Source organism: Alcanivorax sp. (assembly GCF_051117345.1).
GTDB lineage: Bacteria > Pseudomonadota > Gammaproteobacteria > Pseudomonadales > Alcanivoracaceae > Alcanivorax.
In genome coordinates this window covers 1-20,251 of the sequence record NZ_JBNPEC010000033.1, presented here as the reverse complement: position 1 = coordinate 20,251, position 20,251 = coordinate 1, and the positions used below count along the sequence as shown (strand labels likewise).

The 20,251-nt window shown below is 56.5% G+C and carries 16 protein-coding genes and 1 pseudogene; 8 read left to right on the top strand and 9 right to left on the bottom strand.

Annotated elements, in window-relative coordinates:
• The first annotated feature begins 146 nt into the window (after positions 1-146).
• Positions 147-473 carry a hypothetical protein gene (locus tag ACFE0K_RS02365; protein WP_434534536.1) on the top strand — a complete coding sequence of 109 codons (327 nt, stop codon included), beginning with the start codon at positions 147-149 and terminating at the stop codon, positions 471-473.
• A gap of 80 nt (positions 474-553) precedes the next feature.
• Here the strand turns inward: ACFE0K_RS02365 and aceF are convergent, their stop codons facing one another.
• The 5 genes from aceF to ACFE0K_RS02340 all read right to left on the bottom strand — a co-directional run bounded on the left by aceF (position 554) and on the right by ACFE0K_RS02340 (position 8,962).
• The gene (gene aceF, locus ACFE0K_RS02360) at positions 554-2,215 is read right to left on the bottom strand and encodes a dihydrolipoyllysine-residue acetyltransferase (RefSeq protein WP_434534535.1); all 1,662 of its coding nucleotides are present in this window, start codon (positions 2,213-2,215) and stop codon (positions 554-556) included.
• 36 nt (positions 2,216-2,251) lie between these two features.
• A complete protein-coding gene (gene aceE, locus ACFE0K_RS02355; protein ID WP_434534534.1) occupies positions 2,252-4,924 on the bottom strand; it encodes a pyruvate dehydrogenase (acetyl-transferring), homodimeric type in 2,673 nt (890 codons plus the stop codon).
• Between the two features lie 369 nt (positions 4,925-5,293).
• Positions 5,294-6,130 carry a hypothetical protein gene (locus tag ACFE0K_RS02350; protein WP_434534533.1) on the bottom strand — a complete coding sequence of 279 codons (837 nt, stop codon included), beginning with the start codon at positions 6,128-6,130 and terminating at the stop codon, positions 5,294-5,296.
• Entirely contained in the window at positions 6,127-6,693 is a 567-nt protein-coding gene (gene ampD / locus ACFE0K_RS02345) for a 1,6-anhydro-N-acetylmuramyl-L-alanine amidase AmpD (RefSeq protein ID WP_434534532.1), read from the bottom strand. The genes ACFE0K_RS02350 and ampD overlap by 4 nt, the downstream gene beginning before the upstream one ends.
• 37 nt (positions 6,694-6,730) lie before the next feature.
• Entirely contained in the window at positions 6,731-8,962 is a 2,232-nt protein-coding gene (locus tag ACFE0K_RS02340; RefSeq protein WP_434534531.1) for a DUF1631 domain-containing protein, read from the bottom strand.
• Between the two features lie 206 nt (positions 8,963-9,168).
• Here ACFE0K_RS02340 and ACFE0K_RS02335 point away from each other — a divergent pair, with 206 nt between their 5' ends.
• A complete protein-coding gene (locus ACFE0K_RS02335; protein WP_434534530.1) occupies positions 9,169-10,506 on the top strand; it encodes an alanine/glycine:cation symporter family protein in 1,338 nt (445 codons plus the stop codon).
• A gap of 73 nt (positions 10,507-10,579) precedes the next feature.
• Positions 10,580-11,419: a carboxylating nicotinate-nucleotide diphosphorylase gene (nadC, locus tag ACFE0K_RS02330; RefSeq protein WP_434534529.1), complete on the top strand. Its 840-nt coding sequence runs from the start codon at positions 10,580-10,582 to the stop codon at positions 11,417-11,419.
• A gap of 384 nt (positions 11,420-11,803) precedes the next feature.
• Here nadC and ACFE0K_RS02325 read toward each other — a convergent pair.
• Positions 11,804-11,867 (bottom strand): annotated as a pseudogene (locus ACFE0K_RS02325) (pilin); the annotation flags it as partial.
• Positions 11,868-12,308: 441 nt separating this feature from the next.
• On the bottom strand, positions 12,309-12,665 hold the full coding sequence (locus tag ACFE0K_RS02320) for a pilin (protein WP_434534528.1): 357 nt from the start codon (positions 12,663-12,665) through the stop codon (positions 12,309-12,311).
• 597 nt (positions 12,666-13,262) lie between these two features.
• Here ACFE0K_RS02320 and pilB point away from each other — a divergent pair.
• From pilB to ACFE0K_RS02295, 5 genes are all read left to right on the top strand, one after another.
• Positions 13,263-14,969, top strand: a complete 1,707-nt coding sequence (pilB, locus tag ACFE0K_RS02315; protein ID WP_434534527.1) for a type IV-A pilus assembly ATPase PilB — start codon at positions 13,263-13,265, stop codon at positions 14,967-14,969.
• 2 nt (positions 14,970-14,971) lie between these two features.
• On the top strand, positions 14,972-16,198 hold the full coding sequence (locus tag ACFE0K_RS02310; RefSeq protein ID WP_434534526.1) for a type II secretion system F family protein: 1,227 nt from the start codon (positions 14,972-14,974) through the stop codon (positions 16,196-16,198).
• Positions 16,199-16,201: 3 nt separating this feature from the next.
• Entirely contained in the window at positions 16,202-17,080 is an 879-nt protein-coding gene (locus tag ACFE0K_RS02305; RefSeq protein ID WP_434534525.1) for a prepilin peptidase, read from the top strand.
• Positions 17,081-17,200: 120 nt separating this feature from the next.
• Positions 17,201-17,800, top strand: a complete 600-nt coding sequence (gene coaE, locus ACFE0K_RS02300; RefSeq protein ID WP_434534524.1) for a dephospho-CoA kinase — start codon at positions 17,201-17,203, stop codon at positions 17,798-17,800.
• 2 nt (positions 17,801-17,802) lie between these two features.
• Positions 17,803-17,994: a DNA gyrase inhibitor YacG gene (locus tag ACFE0K_RS02295; RefSeq protein WP_035249304.1), complete on the top strand. Its 192-nt coding sequence runs from the start codon at positions 17,803-17,805 to the stop codon at positions 17,992-17,994.
• A gap of 137 nt (positions 17,995-18,131) precedes the next feature.
• On the opposite strand, the gene ACFE0K_RS02290 is transcribed toward ACFE0K_RS02295, so the two are convergent.
• Positions 18,132-19,091, bottom strand: coding sequence for a Nudix family hydrolase (locus ACFE0K_RS02290; protein WP_434534523.1), 960 nt, complete (start codon positions 19,089-19,091; stop codon positions 18,132-18,134).
• A gap of 137 nt (positions 19,092-19,228) precedes the next feature.
• Positions 19,229-20,251: bifunctional glutamate N-acetyltransferase/amino-acid acetyltransferase ArgJ (gene argJ / locus ACFE0K_RS02285; RefSeq protein WP_434534522.1), on the bottom strand; the 1,023-nt coding region annotated here is incomplete at its 5' end.

The window sequence follows — 20,251 nt, the reverse complement described above, 5'->3', positions numbered from 1 at the left end:
TTTCTTTTGTGTCATCTTTTTCTAGCAGCTCGAAGCTAGTAGCTGGTAACCGCTTCTTCCTTATTTCCTGCATATTCCTTGCACTCTTTCTTCCCATACTGCGCTCATACATTCACAGGGACTCACTGAGTCACAAGGAGAGCACCATGAAAAAACTGGCTATCGTTGCCCTGGCTATCTTTACCACTTCCGCTTTTGCCTATGGTCCCGGTCATAAAGGCGGGGAGCATATGGTGGAGCGTCTGGAAAAGAAACTGGCACTGAGCGAAGAGCAAAGCACCCAGCTTGAGATTATCTTTCAGGAACAGGGCGAGAAAATGAAAGCCCTGCATGAAGAAACCCAGGACAAAATGAATGCCGTACTGACACCGCAGCAACAGGAAAAACTGGCTGACATGAAGGAAAAGCGCAAGGAGCGCTGGGAAGAGCGCAAGGAAAAGTGGCAAGAAAAGAAAGGCAAGCGCGAGGAGTAACTCACACAAACGTCTTGTCCCGCCACACAAAAAAGCCGGCATGAATGCCGGCTTTTTTTGTGTGGCTACGCACCCCGGTCCTACAGCAACGCTCGCCGCATATCCGTCAGCAACTGACTCAGGTAGGTGGTAAACCGTGCCGCATCAGCACCATCAATCACCCGGTGATCATAGGACAGGCTCAACGGCAGCATCAGCCGGGGCTGAAACTGCTCACCGTCCCAGACCGGCTGCATGTCGGAGCGGCTGACCCCGAGGATGGCAACCTCCGGCCAGTTCACGATGGGCGTAAAGGCGGTGCCTCCAATTCCTCCCAGCGAGGAAATACTGAAAGTCCCGCCCTTCATGTCTGCCGGTGTCAGTTTACGATTGCGGGCCTTTTCTGCCAGCTCGCCCATTTCAAGGGCAATGGCTTTCAGGCCTTTCTTGTCCGCATCCTTGATCACCGGCACCACCAGACCATTGGGGGTATCCACGGCAATGCCGATGTTGATGTAGTGTTTCTGAATCAGGGCTTCGCCACTGTTTTCCAGAGAGCTATTGAAACGCGGGAACTCCTGCAGTGCCCGTGCACAGGCGCTGACCAGGAACGCCAGCATGGTCAGCTTGACGCCTTCTTTCTCCAGCCCCTTGTTCTGTTGTTTGCGGAAGGCTTCCAGCTCGGTTATATCCGCCATCTCGTGCTGAGTAACATGGGGAATGGTCAGCCAGGAGCGGGTCAGGTTCTGGGCGGACACCTTACGCAGCTTGTTGAGCTCCAACCGTTCGACCTCACCGAACTGGCTGAAATCAATCTCTGGCAGCTCCACCGCCAGGCCACCCCCGGAGGCCGCCGGCGCACCTTCAAGGCGCTTTTTCACCCAGGCATGCACGTCTTCCTTGAGGATACGATCCTTGGGCCCGGTGCCGTTGACCTGGGCCAGATCCACGCCCATTTCCCGGGCCAGCTTGCGAACCGCCGGGCCCGCGTGCACGGATTTCGAAGGGGAGCCGGCATCTGCCGCTGACGGCTGAGACGTTGCCGGAGCCGATTTGTGCTCTGTGGCGGGCTGATCCGATGTCGATGGGGCCGCTGGTTTTGACTCTGGTTTGTCTTCTGCCTCGGCTTTCTTGTCCGCTGCCGGCTTGCCGCCGGAGACTGCCATGGTCAGCAGCGCATCACCGGTGCCCACCTTGTCTCCTACCTTCACGGCCACGGATTCCACCTTGCCGGCGAAGGGTGCAGGAATCTCCAGGGAGGCCTTGTCCGATTCCACCACCACGATGACCTGCTCCTGCTCGAGCTCATCACCCACGGCCACATTTACTTCAATGATTTCGGCGGAATCAATGTCCCCCAGGTCCGGTACGGTAACGCTTTCACTGCCACCGCTTTCCTGCGCTTGCGACGCCTCGGACTCATCCGCTTCCTGCGACTTTGACGTTGTACCCGGCTTTTCCTCAGAGGCTTTCGACGCTTCACTGGCCGCCCCGGATTCCGGCGAAGACTCCTCTTCCGACTCGCCTTCGGCCTCCACTTCCATCAGTTCATCGCCTTCCTTGACCCGATCACCGGCCTTGACGCCAATAGCAGTGATCTTGCCACCCTGCGGCGCGGGGACCTCCACGGTGGCCTTGTCGGATTCCAGAACAATAATGGTGTCTTCGGCGGCAATGGTGTCGCCGACTTTCACGCTGATCTCGATGACGTCAACAGGATCACTGCTGCCCACATCGGGAACACGAATCATGCTCTTACTCACACCGGTCTCCTTTTGTGAGATCACGCTGGGGTGCGATCAATGCATCACCGGATAGGGTTTATCCGTATCGATGCCGTATTTTTCGATGGCTTTTTTCACCGTAGCCGCCTCTACTTTGCCGTCCTTGCGCAGCGCACTGAGTGCCGCCAGCACCACAAAGTATCGGTCCACTTCAAAGAAGTGGCGCAGTTTCTGGCGGGAGTCACTGCGACCGAAACCGTCGGTGCCCAGCACTGTATAGGGTGCATGCACCCAGGGCCGGATCTGGTCGGCAAAGGCACGCATGTAATCGGTGGACGCAATCACCGGGCCGTCGCGACCATCCAGGCATCTCTCTACCCAGTTGCGCTCACGATCCTGGCCCGGGTGGAGAATGTCATCCCGGTCCAGGCGCAGGCCTTCCCGGCGCAGTTCGTTGAAACTGGTGACGCTCCACACGTCCGCAGCCACCCCGAAGTCATCGCGTAGCAGCTCGGCCGCCGCTTCCACTTCACGCAGAATGGTGCCGCTGCCCAGCAACTGCACGCGAGGGGATTTTTTGGTTTTTCCCTTGCCTTCGCGCAACAGGTACATGCCCCGGCGAATACCTTCTTCGGCCCCTTCCGGCATGGCGCCGTGCACGTAGTTTTCGTTCATCAGCGTCAGATAGTAGAAGACTTTTTCGTTGTCTTCGTACATGCGCTTGAGGCCGTCGTGGAGAATCACCGCCAGCTCGTAGCTGTAGGTGGGGTCATAGCTGACACAGTTGGGCACGGTGCTGGCCAGCAGATGGCTGTGGCCATCCTGATGCTGCAACCCCTCGCCATTCAGGGTAGTGCGCCCGGCGGTGGCCCCCAACAGAAAACCACGGGCCTGACTGTCGCCAGCGGCCCAGCAAAGATCACCCACCCGCTGGAAGCCGAACATGGAGTAATAGATGTAGAACGGGATCAGAGTGAAGTCGTGCACGCTGTAGCTGGTGGCTGCCGCCAGCCAGCCCGACATGGCGCCCGCTTCGTTGATGCCCTCTTCCAGAATGCGACCCTTCTTGTCTTCCCGGTAGTACATGACCTGGCCGGCATCTTCGGGCTCGTATTTCTGGCCACCGGAGGAGTAGATCCCCAGCTGCCGAAACAAGCCTTCCATACCGAAGGTGCGTGCCTCATCCGGCACAATCGGCACCACCCGTTCGCCGATCTGCTTGTCCTTGATCAGCGCGCTCATCATGCGCACGAAGGCCATGGTGGTAGAAATTTCCCGGTCACCGCTGCCTTCCAGAAAATTGGCAAAGATATCCAACCCGGGCAGGGTCAGCGCCTGGCTGGCCTGCTGACGACGCACCGGCATATAACCGCCCAGCTCGTCGCGCTGCTCTTTCATAAAGCGCATTTCCGGGGAGTTTGCATCCGGGCGGTAGTAAGGCACGTCCTTGAGCTGTTCGTCAGTGAACGGCATGTCGAAGCGATCGCGGAAATCCTTCAGGCTGTCCAGATCCAGCTTCTTCATCTGGTGGGCCTTGTTGACGGCTTCGCCAGCGCCGGTGGCGTAACCCTTTACGGTCTTGGCCAGAATCACCGTGGGCCGACCGGTATGGTTAACCGCCGCATGGTAGGCGGCGTAGACCTTGAAGGGATCGTGGCCACCGCGATTGAGGCGGTACACCTCATCGTCGGACATGTGCTCCACCAGCTTCTTCAGCTCCGGGTACTCACCGAAGAAATGCTCACGGGTGTAGGCGCCGCCGTTTTTCTTGTAGGCCTGGTATTCACCGTCCACGCACTCTTCCATACGGCGGCGCAGTAACCCCTGGCTGTCTCGTTCCAGCAGCGGGTCCCAGAGACGGCCCCAGACCACCTTGATCACATTCCAGCCGGCGCCCCGGAACACGCCTTCCAGTTCCTGGATGATCTTGCCGTTACCGCGCACCGGGCCATCCAGCCGCTGCAGGTTGCAGTTGACCACAAAGATCAGATTATCCAGTTTTTCGCGCCCGGCCAGGGCCAGGGCACCGAGAGATTCCGGCTCGTCCATTTCGCCGTCGCCCAGGAAGGCCCACACCTTGCGGTCATCTTTCTGGATCAGCTCGCGGTTTTGCAGGTACTTCATCACGTGGGCCTGGTAGATGGCCTGAATCGGCCCCAGCCCCATGGATACGGTAGGAAACTGCCAGAAATCCGGCATCAACCAGGGGTGTGGATAGGAGGAAAGCCCCTTGCCATCTACTTCCCGGCGAAAGTTGTCGAGTTGCTCTTCGCTGATGCGCCCTTCCAGGTAAGCGCGGGCATACACACCCGGGGCGGAATGGCCCTGGAAGAACACCAGGTCCCCTTCGTTTTTATCGCTGGGGGCCCGGAAGAAATGATTGAAACCCACATCGTAAAGCGTGGCGGATGACGCAAAGGAGGCAATGTGGCCACCCAGCTCGTCATCGTTATCCATGTTCGCCCGCATCACCATGGCCAGTGCATTCCAGCGCACCAGGGAACGCACCCGGCGTTCCATGAAGATATCACTGGGGATCGGCACTTCGTCTTTAGCAGGAATGGTATTGAGGTACGGGGTATTGAGGTCGGTACGGCGAATGCCCTGTTCCTGGGCCTCGTTGGTGATGGTGTCAAGCAACCAGGCGGCCCGCTCAGGACCTTCGCGCTCGACCACGGATTCCAGGGCTTCGAGCCACTCCCGGGTTTCTGCCGGGTCCATATCATCAAAGAAACTTCTTTTGTGCATGGGCATGCGTCCTTTTTCGCGTCGCCAGGCAGTCCTGCAGGATCACTGCAGCACCGCGGAAATAAGCGCCCGGGGGTGGTGGGCGAGCTGATACAAGCTCTTTCCATACTAGCCGCAATGACTGGCCGGTCAAATGACGATAATCACCAGAGGCCTGTCACTGACGGACTGGATTTTCGCTATTCCCAGCATGGCACCGGCGGCCCAGGGACAAAACCCGACCAAGGTCGAGCCCGTCATGTTCGACACCCCAGAAAATCGTTGGAGCTTTGCTTGCAAAGCGAAGGTTTCAGCAGGCGCCGGGGTTCATTCTGCCCTTCGCCTTGCGAGCAAGGCTCCAACGGTTGCAAAAGTTCCGGAGAAGCCCAGTCAAATCGCGATAACCCACAGCGCCGCCAGGATCAGCCAGATGGCAACGCAGCGCAGTAACAGCCCCTGCAGGGATTCCAGATGATCCAGGGCTGCGGACAGGGAACCTTCACCGCTGACCTGCGAGTCCTCCAGAGCCACATTGGCCACCTGTTGCAGCGCCTGGCCACTGTATTCCTGGCGCCACCAGTGGCCACGCATTTTTTCCATAACGGTGGTGAAATCACCGGCCAGCGCCATGCTCAATACCAGCAGCCTGTTGGCCGGCCAGCATAACCAGCCATCCAGGCGTGCCTGCCAGTTATTCGCCTGCTCGTCGCCAGCCCGGTTTAGCCAGGCTCGATTAAGGACAACCAGAAACGCCGCACCAAAGCCCAGCAGCACCAGCCAGAAAATAGCGATAAAGAGCTGCTGCTCCCGCGCCAGAATCTTTTCCGTCAGAGCACTCTGATAGGCAGGATCGCCCGGCGTCCCGGTCACATCGAATTCATCCGTGGCCAGGGCAGCAAAGCCCTCCGGGTCGTTCATTCGACCGCGCACCAGCAATTCATCAACATGACGGAACTCACTCTGCCCGCCCACCAGCCACAGCATCAATACTATGCCGAGAAGCAGCACCAACAGCTGACCCCAGAAGCCGTCCAGCCAGCAGGTCAGGGCGTAAATCAATAGTGCCGGCACAAGCACGGCCAGCCACCAGACTCGCTGTCCCTGCCCCAGGCGATTGCCCCATTGCTGCAACCAGCCCTGATGACGTTGTGGATTGGTAATCCAGAGCGGCCAGCTGGTATCCAGGCGGCGCAGGCCGAGGACCAGTATCAGCACCAGAAACTTCATGCCATTTCCTCCTTGAATGCAGCCAGGCGAGCCCGATAGGCCGCCCAGTCGAAAGCGGGCCCAGGGTCGGTCTTACGGCCCGGGGCAATATATTCATGGCCGGTGATGCGGGCATCCTCGATCGCCGGGTAATGGAACTGCAGTAACGCAGTGAGTTCCGTCAGGGTCGCGTACTGCACGTCTTCATAGGGCACAGTATCTGCGCCTTCCAGCTCAATGCCGATGGAAAAATCATTACAGTTTTCCCGCCCGGCAAAGCAGGACACACCGGCATGCCAGGCCCGAAGATCACAGGGGACAAACTGCAACAGGCTGCCGTCACGCCGGATGAGAAAATGCGACGATACGGTGAGCTGGTGGATTTCGAGGAAATAGGGGTGGTCGTCCGGATTCAGGCAGTTCTGGAACAGGGCCTGGATATAATCACCGCCGAACTGCTCCGGCGGCAGGCTGATGTTATGAATCACCAGCAGGGAAATATCATCGGGATCAGGGCGGAGATTGTAATTGGGGGATGGGCACCACTGTGCCTGATCGACCCGGTGTTCGTTGAGGGTGAGCACCCGCGCAAGCTCCTTATGCCCGCGCGGTCAAGCCAACTTAATGCTGCACGTTGGCCTGCATGCGGCGCAGGTCGCCAATAACCGCTTCCAGAGCCCGGTCGAACAGGGCTCCCTCTTCGATGAGTTTAACAGTCCCTTCATGCAGGGCAACGGCCAGGGTGTAAGCGGAGAATTCTTCCACCTTGATCCCGCGCCGATTGGTGAACACCATCTTCACGCCTGCACGGATATTGGCGGCCAGTTTGGCCCGACGGGGCTCGTCGCCATCCACTATCTCGATCCACTGGCCCGGAGAAAGCTGACCGGCCTTTTTCACCAGGAAATGATTTTCCGGCAAAACCGCTTCTTCCTGGGCTTGCGGTTGCGGTGCCGGCATTTCCGGCTCCACTGCCACCCGCTCGGTTTCCAAGCCCTTGAGCAGCTGCTGGTGCACATCCCGGAATTTGATCAGTAACTGCTTGGCTTCTGCCTCGTCGTAGCTGATCTGTCCCAGCCCGCTATGCAGTGTCTTGAGGAGTTTGGGGCTAAGCGCCTTGAGCTTTTCCAGCGCCGCCTGATCGCGGTGCGGCAGGACGCTCCAAACCACCCCGTCGACCACCTTGACCTGCTGCTGCCAGGCGGCGCTATCGGCTCCTTCGCGCAACCAGGTCAGATACAGCACCTGTTGCCAGCCTTGACGTAGCAACCGCACCACCACATCCGGCAACTGACGACCCGCCATGCGTTTGTCGAGCACGGCCACTACTTCCTGGCGGGCCAGCTCGGCGCGGGCCTTGCCCTCTTCCGCCTCGCGCACCCGCTGCTCCACCCGCTCGGAGCGAGAACTCTGGCTGTCGAAAAAGCGCTGAAACTCATCCAGCAGGGTGGCGAACAGGCTGGCATCGTCCTCAAAGTCATCGATGATGCGGTGTACCGCGTGGTTGATGCGCTGGTACAGATCGTCCTGAATGCCCTGTTGTGGGTCCCACTGGTTGCCGGCCCGGGCCAGCATGTTGAGCAGTAGCCGAGCTTCGTGGTTGTCGTTGCTGAAGAAGGTCTTATCGGTGATCGCCACTTTCAACAGGGGGATCTGCAGCCGACCGATCAACGCCTTGATCTCGGACGGCAGGCCCTCGTCATCCAGAATGAAATCAAACAGCAGCGATACCAGGTTGATCACATCGTCATCGGCCTGATCCAGAGCATGGATGGCTTCGCCATGCTCACTATCAAGCAGTTCTGACAAGTCTTCCTTCAGGTTGGCTTTTTCACCGTCTGTTTCGCTGAGGCTGCGTTCCACACGCTGCAGACGATTGAGCACGCCCATCAGGTCATCAGAGCTGACTTGGTGAACGGAAGCCGCATTGGCCACCGGGGCACCATTCAGATAAGGCACGCCATTCTGCATGACCGCCATGGCCGCATTAATATCACCACCAGGGGCTCCACCACCTGCTGGCGCCCCACCACCCTGCATACCGCGCATGGTGACCAGCAGTTCCTGCAGCAGCCCGAACATCTGATCGTTATTACCCATCGTCGAACCAGAGGAGGACGTCTGGCTGGATGCCAACGAGCGATTTCCCGGCTTGCGGGCAGGCGCAATAGGGGCGGATTTCATGTCCGGCAGTACCCCGGCATCCACCAGAACCTTGTTGGCCTCAGACACCATGAAGCCGGTTTCCGCCATCACTTCCCGCTCAAACAGCTTGAGGATAATCAGACGGGCCTTGATGTCCAAAGAGAGCTTTTCCAGCCCCTGATTGAAGGCGTCTACAAGCTCGCGCGGTTCCAGCGGGTTATTCCGTTCGGTGATTTCCGCCTTGCTTTCAAACAGGTATTCCAGGCGGTGGCACAGCACCTTCAGTTGTTCTACACAGCCATTGCGGGCGCGGCGTGCCATGTTATCCAGCGCCACCGACGTTTCCAGGTCTTCCTCATTCACCAGGGTCAGGGAGTCCAGATCAAACTTGGCATTTTCAAGCGACACGGCCTGCTCGTCAGAATGACCGAGCGTGGCAAATTTGTGCTGCATTGCCTGCTTCAGGCTGGCAACCAGCCCGGCCCGTTGCACGCGAAGCTCGCGCATGGCATCAAAGTAACGCTCGCGTTCGCTATCGGTTTCCTTTTCGGCCAGGTCGTAGAGTGTGTCGTCAGCGCCGTCGAGCATATCTTCCAGATAGGAAGACGCCAGTGACAGGTAGCGGTCACGCACTTTTTCTATCGGTCTGGGCAGGCTGTTAGCGGCTGCTTTGCCGGCGACCGGTTTGAGCTGGGTAACCTTGGCCATGACACCCCCGGGAGTTGAGCTTCACCCGTTCTGATAATGGGACTGTGGTTTCAATACATTACTAAGCTATCACACCAACAGTCTACGAATTTTGAACTAGTTGGCATCTGATGCTTTATATGTATTCAACCACAAACACGTCGCCAGCTTTCCCTGCCCGCTAAATTCCCATAGCCTAAGGCCTTTTGGGGCAATGGACGAGAGCCATGGAGCACGCGGTTACCATTCTTAAACAGATCAGCGGTTTTTTATGGGGATGGCCGGCACTGATCCTGATTGCTGGCACGGGTATCTACCTCACCCTGATCCTGCGGTTCCTGCCGCTTCGCCAGCTGGGATTCGGCTTCAAGCAGATGTTCGGCCCACAGGTGGGGGTCGGCACCATCGGTGCTGGCGCCGCTCTGGCCACGTCGCTATCTGCCACTATCGGTACCGGTAACATCGTGGGGGTTGCCACTGCCATCCACTCAGGAGGCCCCGGGGCACTGGTGTGGATGTGGCTGATTGCTCTCGTGGGTATGGCGACCAAATACGCAGAAGCCGTACTGGCTGTGCAATACCGGGAAAAAGATGCAGCTGGCCAGTACGTGGGCGGCCCGATGTACTACATCCAGAACGGCCTTGGCCGTAACTGGCGCTGGCTGGCCATTGCCTTTGCCATCTTCGGCATGCTGGCGGGGTTCGGCATTGGCAATAGCGTCCAGGCCAACTCTGTCGCTCACGGCCTGCAGGACAGCTTCGGACTGCCAGCATGGATAACCGGGGTCACCCTGGCCGTCCTCGTGGGCCTGGTGGTGCTAGGCGGCATGAAACGGATTGCCACCGTGGCCACTTATATCGTTCCCTTTATGGCCCTGGCTTACCTTCTGGCCGGCTTGGTGGTGCTGGTAGACCACGCTGACGCGCTGCCCGCCGCCCTGGCCCTATGCTTCGAAAGCGCTTTCACCGGCACCGCGGCTGCCGGCGGTTTTGCGGGTGCCCTGGTCAAGGAAGCCATTCGTTTCGGGATTGCACGAGGCATCTTCTCCAACGAGGCCGGCCTGGGCAGCGCGCCCATCGCCCACGCCTCCGCCAATACCGACCACCCCGCCAGACAGGGCTCCATCGCCATGCTGGGCACGTTTATCGACACCATCATCGTCTGCTCCATCACCGGCCTGGCCATCGTTTCCTCCGGCGCCTGGACCAGCGGTGCAGAAGGCGCGACCCTGTCCGCACTGGCTTTTTCCTCTACCTTCGGGGACTTCGGCAATGTAATTGTGGCCGGCGGCCTGGCAATCTTTGCCTTCACAACCCTGCTGGGCTGGAGCCTGTACAGCGAACGCTGCACTCAGTTCCTGTTTGGCGACCGGGCCATCCTGCCCTTCCGGGTGATCTGGGTACTGGCCGTGCCTTTTGGCGCCGTCGTCAGCCTGAACCTAGTCTGGGCCCTAGCCGACATTATGAATATCCTGATGGCAATACCGAACCTGATTGCTCTGTTATTATTGTCGCCCGTGGTGGTTCGGCTTAGCCGGGAATTCTTTTCCAACCGGCCGGATTGAAGATATCACCGCGGCATAACACGACCCGCAGGTCTGCCTGCGGGTTTTCATTGAGTTCAGCACCGAGAACAGCATGACCATCACCCTGCCCGACTATGTGCGTGACGACATTCTGCGCAACGTCAGCTCTGCCCTGGAAGAAGATATCCGCGACGGCGACATCACCGCCCAGCTCATCGACGCCGACAGCGAAAGTACCGCCACCATCATCACCCGCGAAGAGGGCGTCATGTGTGGCATTCCCTGGGCGGATGAAGTGTTCCGGCAACTCGGCGATGTGCAGATTGAATGGCATGTAGAGGATGGCAACCGGCTCGCCGCAGATACCACCCTGTGCACCCTGCAGGGCAATACCCGTCAGATCCTCACCGGCGAACGCACCGCACTGAACTTCCTGCAAACCCTGATGGGCACCGCCACCACTGCGCGCAGTTACGCCGATGCCGTCGAAGGCACCACCGTGACAATTCTGGATACGCGTAAAACACTCCCTGGCCTGCGAGCTGGCCAGAAATATGCGGTCCTGTGTGGTGGCTGCCAAAATCACCGGGTCGGCTTGTACGATGCGTTTTTGATCAAGGAAAACCATGTGGCCGCCTGCGGCGGGATTACTGCAGCCATTGAGCGCGCGCGGGTCCTGGCACCGGAGAAGAAGATTATTGTGGAAGTAGAAACACTGGCGGAGCTGCAGGAAGCCGCAGCGATGAGGCCGGATCAAATTATGCTGGATAATTTCACATCCCAGATGCTAGCAGAGGCCGCCTCTATCGCCACCGAATCCGCACTGGAAGTGTCCGGTAACCTGACAGTAGACGATGCGAGGGCTTTGCCCAGAAGGCGCAAATGGTTCCTGTCCTCAGGAGCACTGACCAAGCATGTACAAGCCATCGATTTATCCCTGCGATTGCAATGATGGCCATTGCCATTGTTGCAGGTAATTTAACATATCGCCGCTGGATACCGGTTCTAGCGAATGGAGCCCAGATTATTTTCCGGGCCCCAGAATATATCGGAGACTAGATCCGCACAGGAAAAGAATCTCGACCGCGGGCTTTTTGTCAGAGGCGACAGAAACCACCCGCTAGATCACAGGTTATCGTTCCCGTGCCGGGTGATACAGGCGTAAAGGTCAGCGTGTCACCTGCAGAGATGGGCGAGTTGATTGAAGGCAACGCTGTACAGCGGCTCGGCGCTGTATTTGCCGGGAAGCTGTTCGCTGTGACAGCGACATGGGTCACTCCCACTCGCACATGAGCAGCCGCCTCACCAAGGCAGGCATTATCTGCTGACTGTCGTACGTAATCGTTGTACGCCGGCATTGCCACCGCCGCCAGAATGCCAATGATCGCCACCACGATCATCAATTCAATCAGCGTAAACCCTTTCTGATAATTCACAGTCTCCCCCTCTTTATAGTTATCCCGTGACTGCCCCCTGGTAAAAACAATGCATAATCCAGACCAGATTGGTTTTTATAATAATTCAAGAAAAAACAAAAACTTAACACCATCAGACAGATTAAAAGACAGAGAACAACAACATTTTTCGGCAGAAACAAACAATAAAGGTCAACTTTTAAATGCGGAATTATAACAACTTACACCAACGACACGCCTCATAGGTCAGACACTCGTGACATTGATTATTAAAAAACCAGATAAAACAGCAATCCCAATATATGGCGAGGAAACAAAGAGGCAGTAGGATCATAGCTTCCATAACAAAAAAGGCCCGGTGATTTAAATCACCGGGCCTTTTGGGGATTAGGTCAAGCTACGAAGACCCAATCACTACCAGTAGACTTACTTGGTGCAAGTACCGGAACCGTCACAAGTAATAGTGGTAGCAGCGGAATCTTTGGCCGTAGCAGTGACCCAACCTGCAGTAGCATTACCTGCACCATCTGTAGGAGCTGCTGTTGGCGCAGTAATAGAATTACAAGCACCGGTTACTGCCGCCGACAGGTTGGCCGGATCTTGCGAATACTCAATCAGCCAGTTGTTAGCTTGGCCTTTAGTTTCAGCCAAACAGGAATCAACGCGGCTCTGCTCCACATAATCCTGGTAAGCCGGGATAGCCACCGCGGCCAGAATGCCGATAATGGCAACCACAATCATCAGTTCGATAAGGGTGAAACCCTGTTGAATTTGCTTCTTCATGTCGTCTCTCCAACTTAAAATTTGCAAACCTTGTTATTGAGCTCACCCTTGGCGAGCCTCTGCGTTGGTCTAATGCATAGAGCGGGCCAACTTTTTTGCTCATGAGGAAAAAGCATTAGGAGCCTGTGAATTCAACGCCGAATCGCACTGTGCACAACTGCAGAAATGACTATTGACTCTCTCCTGGAGTTACCGTCAGCAGTCATAACCGACACTATTCGTCACTCGCCAGCACAGTAACGACAAAAAACGTCACCCCAGGCGGGCCACAACAATCCATTTGCTCCCTTCGCTTTTTCCTTTGAAACGACCCTCCGTGCTAATAGAGAGGCTGTGATAGGGTGAAAAGCGGTGGATAGGCCCACCCTAACCAAGATAAAGGAATAACTAACCGCCTCTCAGGGGGCTCTAAACCCTTAGCGCTAGAATGCGACTCTGGGCAGAGAGCCCTGCCGCAAAGCTGGGAACATCTTTAGAAAGGCCCGACAAGGTACTGATTTTGCGACATCCACTCTTCCCTGTGCCGGTGACAACCGGTATGTTACGAAGAAAGTGTTGGGCATACCGACCATACTAAGCATAAACAAGCAGGTTGCCATGACTAGCCAGACCCTTTCCTTCAGCGGCTTACCGCAAAGGCTTATCAAACAGGAATTGCTGACCGCCGAAGACGCACAGCAAGCGCAACAGCAGGCCCGGCAAGAGCGGGTGAGTCTCGTTCACCAGCTGGTAAGCTCCGGCAAGCTCTCAGCGCGAGTGGTCGCAAACGCAGTGGCCGAGGAATTTGGCGATCCCATCCTTGATCTGAGCGCCTTTCAGCGTGACAGCCTGATCAAGGATTTAGTCGATCCAAAACTGATCACCAAGCATCATGTCCTGCCCTTGTTCCGCAGGGGTAGCCGGCTTTTTGTGGCAGTGTCCGATCCTACCAATCTGCCCGCACTGGAAGAAATCCGCTTCAACACCGGCCTCAATGTAGAAACCATCATCGTTGAAGAGGACAAGCTCACCCACTGGATTGATCACCTGGAATCAGAAGCCGAAGGCAGTGCTTTTGATGATCTGGATGATGATATGGGCGATCTTGATGTGGGGCCTGCCGAAGATAAAAAAGAGGAAACCCAGTCCGGAACCGATGACGCCCCCATTGTACGCTTCGTGAACAAGCTGCTGCTGGATGCAATTAAAGGGGGGGCCTCGGATTTACACTTTGAACCCTATGAAAAGACCTACCGGGTGCGGTTCCGCCAGGACGGCATTCTGAAAACCGTCTCCAAGCCCCCGATCAACATTGCCAGCAAGCTGTCTGCGCGCCTGAAGGTAATGTCACGACTGGACATTTCTGAACGTCGGGTGCCCCAGGATGGCCGAATCAAACTGAAAATTTCCAAAACCCGTGCCATCGACTTCCGGGTAAACACCTGCCCCACGTTGTTCGGGGAAAAAATCGTGTTACGGATTCTGGACCCGGAATCCGCAAAAATGGGTATTGAGGCGCTGGGCTATGATGAAGATCAAAAACAAATGTATCTCGATGCTCTTCACAAGCCTCAGGGCATGATTCTGGTGACTGGCCCCACCGGTTCCGGGAAAACGGTTTCGCTCTATACTGGCGTCAACATCCTCAACACTCCAGAGCGCAACATTTCTACTGCCGAAGACCCGGTAGAAATCAATCTGGAAGGCATCAACCAGGTTAATGTTAATCCCAAACAGGGCATGGACTTTTCCGCAGCCCTGCGAGCATTCCTTCGACAGGATCCTGATGTCATTCTCGTAGGTGAAATCCGGGATCTGGAAACCGCCAACATTGCAGTGAAAGCGGCACAGACTGGTCACATGGTGCTTTCTACCCTGCACACCAATAGCGCACCAGAAACACTGACACGCCTACGTAACATGGGCGTTCCATCGTTCAATATTGCCACCTCGGTAGTTCTGATTATTGCCCAGCGACTGGCACGCCGGCTTTGCGAGCACTGCAAAAGCGTAGTGGACATCCCGCAACAGTCCCTACTTGAGATGGGATTCACGGAAGAAGATATTGGTTCCGGGTTTACTGTTTATGGCCCGCAGGGATGCGACAAATGCACCAACGGCTATAAAGGCCGGGTAGGGATTTATGAAGTCGTCAAAATCACTGACGGTATCGCTCGAATAATTATGGAAGAAGGGAACTCCATCCAAATTGCAGATCAGTGTCGCAAAGAAGGATTCAATGACTTACATCGCTCCGGCCTCGTAAAAGTCATGCACGGCGTGACCAGTCTGGAAGAAGTTAACCGTGTAACAAGCGGACATTAATTATGGCAACAAAACTAGCAGAACAAAAAAACGCCACCTTCGTTTATGAAGGTGTTGACAGGCAAGGAAAGAAAGTAAAAGGCGAAGCTTCTGGCAAAGGCCCAGCTTTAGTTCGTGCAGAACTTCGCAAACAAGGCATTAATGCCAAAAAAGTCCTCAAGAAGCGCGAAGTTAGCTTTGGAGGAAAGAAAAAAATCAAGCCCATGGATATCGCCATTTTTACTCGTCAGATGGCTACCATGATGAAAGCGGGTGTCCCTCTCGTTCAAGCGTTTGAAATTGTTGCTGATGGCCTGGAACACCCCACCATGAGACAACTGGTACTGAGCCTGAAAACAGAAGTTGAATCAGGCAGTAATTTTGCAACGGCTCTGTCAAAGCATCCAGATCAATTCGATGATTTGTACTGCAGCCTGATCGAGGCCGGTGAGCAGTCAGGGTCTCTTGAGACAATGCTCGATCGAGTCGCGCTTTATAAAGAGAAGAGCGAACTCCTCAAACAAAAAATCAAGAAAGCCATGAAGTATCCGGCAACGGTTGTTGTTGCAGCTGTTATTGTGACTGCAATTCTTTTGCTGAAAGTGGTACCGGTATTCCAGGATCTTTTCTCAGGGTTCGGTGCTGAGCTCCCGGCTTTTACTGTCTTTGTTATCAATTTGTCTGATGGACTTCAAAACAACTTTCTGCTTATCCTCGTCTGCATCATTGCATTTGTCATTGGTTTTTCCACTCTCAAGAAAAAATCAGAACCCTTCCGGGACGCCTTGGACAGACTGGTATTAAAACTACCCATTGTCGGTGATCTGGCTTTTAAATCGACCATCGCAAGGTACGCTCGCACACTTTCAACTACCTTCGCTGCTGGCGTGCCCTTAATCGAAGCCCTTGACGCGTGCGCCGGGGCGACCGGCAATGTGGTATATCGCAAGGCCGTTTACAAAGTGAAAGAAGACGTCTCAACCGGCCAGCAATTGCAATTTGCAATGCGGGCAACCGGTGTCTTCCCGGCCATGGCATTACAAATGACCGCTATCGGTGAAGAATCAGGGGCTCTGGATGCCATGCTGGAAAAGGTCGCCATTTATTATGAAGACGAAGTCGACAATGCCGTTGATGGCCTTACCAGCATGATGGAGCCTCTCATTATGTCAGTGCTTGGCGTTCTTATCGGCGGCTTGATCATCGCCATGTACCTGCCGATTTTCCAATTGGGCCAAGTTGTAGGCTAATTAATGACAGACAATCTTCTAAGCGTTCTTTCCGCGAGCCCAACCCTGCTGGTTGGGCTCTGCGTTTTTCTGGGTCTGCTGATCGGCAGTTTTCTCAATGTTGTGATTTACCGCTTACCGGTGATGATGGAACGTAGCTGGAAGCAGGAAGCCCGCGAAATTCTGGAGCTACCCGCTGAGGATAATGGCGATATCTTCAATCTGGTGACACCGCGCTCGCGCTGTCCAAAATGTGACCACGCCATTGCCTGGTATGAAAACATTCCGGTGGTGAGCTGGCTGGTTTTGAAAGGCAAATGCAAGAGCTGCTCGACACCGATCAGCAAGCGTTACCCGATCATTGAAGTTGCCAGTGGCGTGCTGGCCGGCCTGTGCGCCTGGCACTTCGGTTATGGCCCATGGTTGGCCTTTACCCTTTTCGCCACCTGGACCCTGCTGGCCGCGTCAATGATTGATGCGGATACCACCCTGCTACCGGACAGTATGACTTACCCACTACTGTGGGCCGGCCTGCTGGCGGCGCTGCTTGGCGTTTCACCGGTATCCCTGCCGGATGCGGTAGTTGGTGCCATGGCCGGTTACCTGTCCCTGTGGAGCGTGTATTGGCTGTTCAAGCTGCTCACCGGCAAGGAAGGCATGGGCTATGGTGACTTCAAGCTTCTCGCTGCTCTGGGGGCCTGGGTGGGTTGGCAGTATCTGCCGCTGATTATTCTGCTATCTTCCGTAGTGGGCCTGGTATTCACTCTCCTCGCTACTCTATTTGGCGGCGAAAAACGCACCCAGATCCCTTTCGGTCCCTATCTGGCGGCCGCTGGCTGGATTGCATTGCTGTGGGGCGATACCATCGTCAGCTCGTATCTTGGGATGTTCAAAATCAGTTAAGTGTTAACAGTGAATAGTTAATCGCTGACAACATTCCCCTCGATGATTTCCTGTTGGAGCCTTGCTTGCAAAGCGAAAAGGGCTGGCTCCGACGCTGATGAAACCCGTTCTGGAGTCTCCATGTTCGTAGTCGGCCTGACTGGCGGTATTGGCAGCGGCAAAACCGCTGCCACGGATTTCCTCGCCCAGCAGGGCATCACCATTGTGGACGCGGATCTGGCGTCCCGGATAGTGGTTGAACCGGGCCAGCCTGCGCTCAAGCGTATCGCCGACCATTTTGGTGAGCATGTACTCACTGGGGATGGCGCCCTGGACCGCCGCGCGTTGCGCGAGATTGTGTTTGCGGATGCAGACGCCCTGAAGGTACTTGAAGGCATTACTCACCCCGCCATCGGCGAGGAGCTGAAACGGCAAATTGCTGCCAGTCAGTCCGCCTATACCGTTCTGGTATCACCACTGCTGCTGGAAACCAGTCAGAAAACGCTGGTGGACCGTATTCTGGTCATTGATGCGCCGGCAGAATTGCAGGTCAAACGGGCCATGGAACGGGATCATGTTCCCGAAGAGCAGGTTGCCGCCATCATCAAGGCTCAGATGGAGAGAACCAAACGCCTGGACCAGGCCGACGATGTGGTTGAGAATCACGGTTCGCTGCAGGCACTTCACGAGCAACTGACGAGCCTGCATCAACGCTATCTGGAAATGGCTAACGCACTCTGAACATGTCTGATACCAATAACACCACCCAAACCTATCCCTGCCCCCAGTGCAAATCCCTCACTCGCTGGACCAATAACCCCTGGCGACCTTTCTGCTCCGAGCGCTGTAAATTGATTGATCTGGGTGATTGGGCAGCGGAACGCCATGCGATTCCCGGTGATGACAATGCACCCGGGGATTTTGAAGAGTTTTGATCGTCTAACGAATCGGCTGAGCTGACGCGTGGACCATTAATACGGTAGGCAGGCTTGGATTCCAACAGGGGAATTGCGGGACTGGAAGTGTTTTGCGCGCCTACCGTAGGGGGCACTGAGCCTAAACGAACTGCATCCTACAGAGAGGCTGAGGCAGCGTCCGGCCAGAACGCCCGGATACCCGCCACGCCAATGGCGCCGTGCTGGCGGGCGGTTTCCAGATCCGCTGGCGAGACACCACCCAGCCCATAACATGCCAGCGGCAACCCGGTAATCCATTCCCCGGCTTGCTGCCAACCCAGTGGGGGACGATCCGGATGAGTGTCCGTGGCCTCTACGGGGGAAACCAGCGCCATATCCAGACCCAGGTCTGCCGCCTTTTCCAGGGCGTCACGGCTGTGACAGGCTGCCGACACCACCCCCGCAAAAGCCGGTCTTTCCTGGCAATCCATCAATGCCGACCCGGGCAAATGCAGCCCAAAGACGCCCTGTAAGGACACCTGCTGCGCCCGTGTTGCCGATGAGGCCCGCAACCATACCTTCACGCCTTTCTTCCGGCAAAGTGCCAGAATCTCAGGCAGTGCGGCATGCTCGCTCCATTGGCGCAGATACAGCCCGGTACGGGCAGCATCCAGACGACCGATACCCGCTTTGAGGGCGTCCAGATCCAGATTATCCGGCGCGATGGCAAGATAATCGGGAAGCGTGATGGCGGTGACCACCGGCCGGTTCGCCGCCGGAAACTCCAGCGCCGGCAGTTCCGGAATCTCAAACCAGCCCACCTGCTGCCCTTCACAGCCCGTAGGCTCGCCCTGCCAGGCGGTGACATCACGAAAATGCAGGGTGACGTGCAGATCCTGGTACTGGTGGGCGATAGTCATGAACGGAGAGGAAATGGCCGCCTGCATGCCCAGCTCCTCCTCCAGCTCCCTGGCCAGGGCCGCCGACAGGGGCTCACCCGGCTCTACTTTGCCGCCGGGGAACTCCCAGCGCCCCCCTTGATGCTTGTGGTCCGGGCGCCGGCTCAGGCAGATGCGGCCGTCGTTGCCGCGGATGATGGCGGCAACGACGGTGATGGCGGGTGTGGGTACTGTCATGGAAACAAAAATCCCGTAGGCGCGCAGGGAGTCACTATGCCTGCATGGCGACACAGCATAATGAATGTCGCGAGTCCGTTCGCCATGCAAGCATAGCTCCTACAGCGGCTTTTCACGTCAGGCGTCAGGCATTCAGATTATGTGCGATATTCCGCGTTGATCTTCACGTAGTCGTAGCTGAAATCACAGGTCCACACGGTGCACTCGGCATCGCCGCTGGCCAGATCCGCACGGATGCTGATTTCCGGCTGGGCCATCACCGCTGCCCCTTTTGCCTCTTCGTAGCTATCCGCCACACCGCCCTGCTCCACCAACAACAACTCATCCAGCCAGACATTGACCTTGTCCACTTCCAGGGACGCAATGGGAGCTCTGCCGATAGCAGCCAGGATACGGCCCCAGTTGGGGTCGGAAGCAAACAGGGCTGTTTTCACCAGGGGGGAATGGGCGATGGTTTCCGCCACAATGCGGGCGTCAGATTCACTGGCCGCACCGGCCACGGTAATCGACACAAACTTGGTGGCGCCTTCGCCATCGCGCACCAGCGCCTGCGCCAGCTCCACGAAGACACTTTCCAGTGCCTGGTACAGCACTTGACTATGATCATCCAGGCTCTGGATTTCCGCCATCTCGGCCGCACCGGTGCTGATCAGCATGCAGGCATCGTTGGTAGAGGTGTCGCCGTCCACCGTGACACGATTGAAAGACTTGTCCGCCAGGGTCTTCACCCACTGGTCCAGCAGGGGCTTGGCGATAGGCGCATCGGTGGCGATAAAACCCAGCATGGTGGCCATGTTCGGCTTGATCATGCCCGAGCCCTTGGCCATGCCGGTGACGGTAATCGGCACGCCGTCGATCTCCACCCGGCGACTGGTAAGCTTGGGGTAGGTGTCAGTGGTCATGATGCCTTCTGACGCCCGGCCCCAGTGGTGCTCATCCAGTTCTGCCAATGCGTTGGGCAACCCTTTTTCAAACGCCGGCAACGGAAACTGCTCACCGATTACCCCGGTGGAATAGGGCAGGATCTGATCCTCGGCGCAGCCGGCCGCGTCAGCCAACAGACGACAACTGGCCAGACAGTTTTCCATCCCTTTCTTACCGGTGCCCGCGTTGGCATAGCCGGTGTTGATCATCAGGTATTTGGGTGCCCCTGCGGCCAG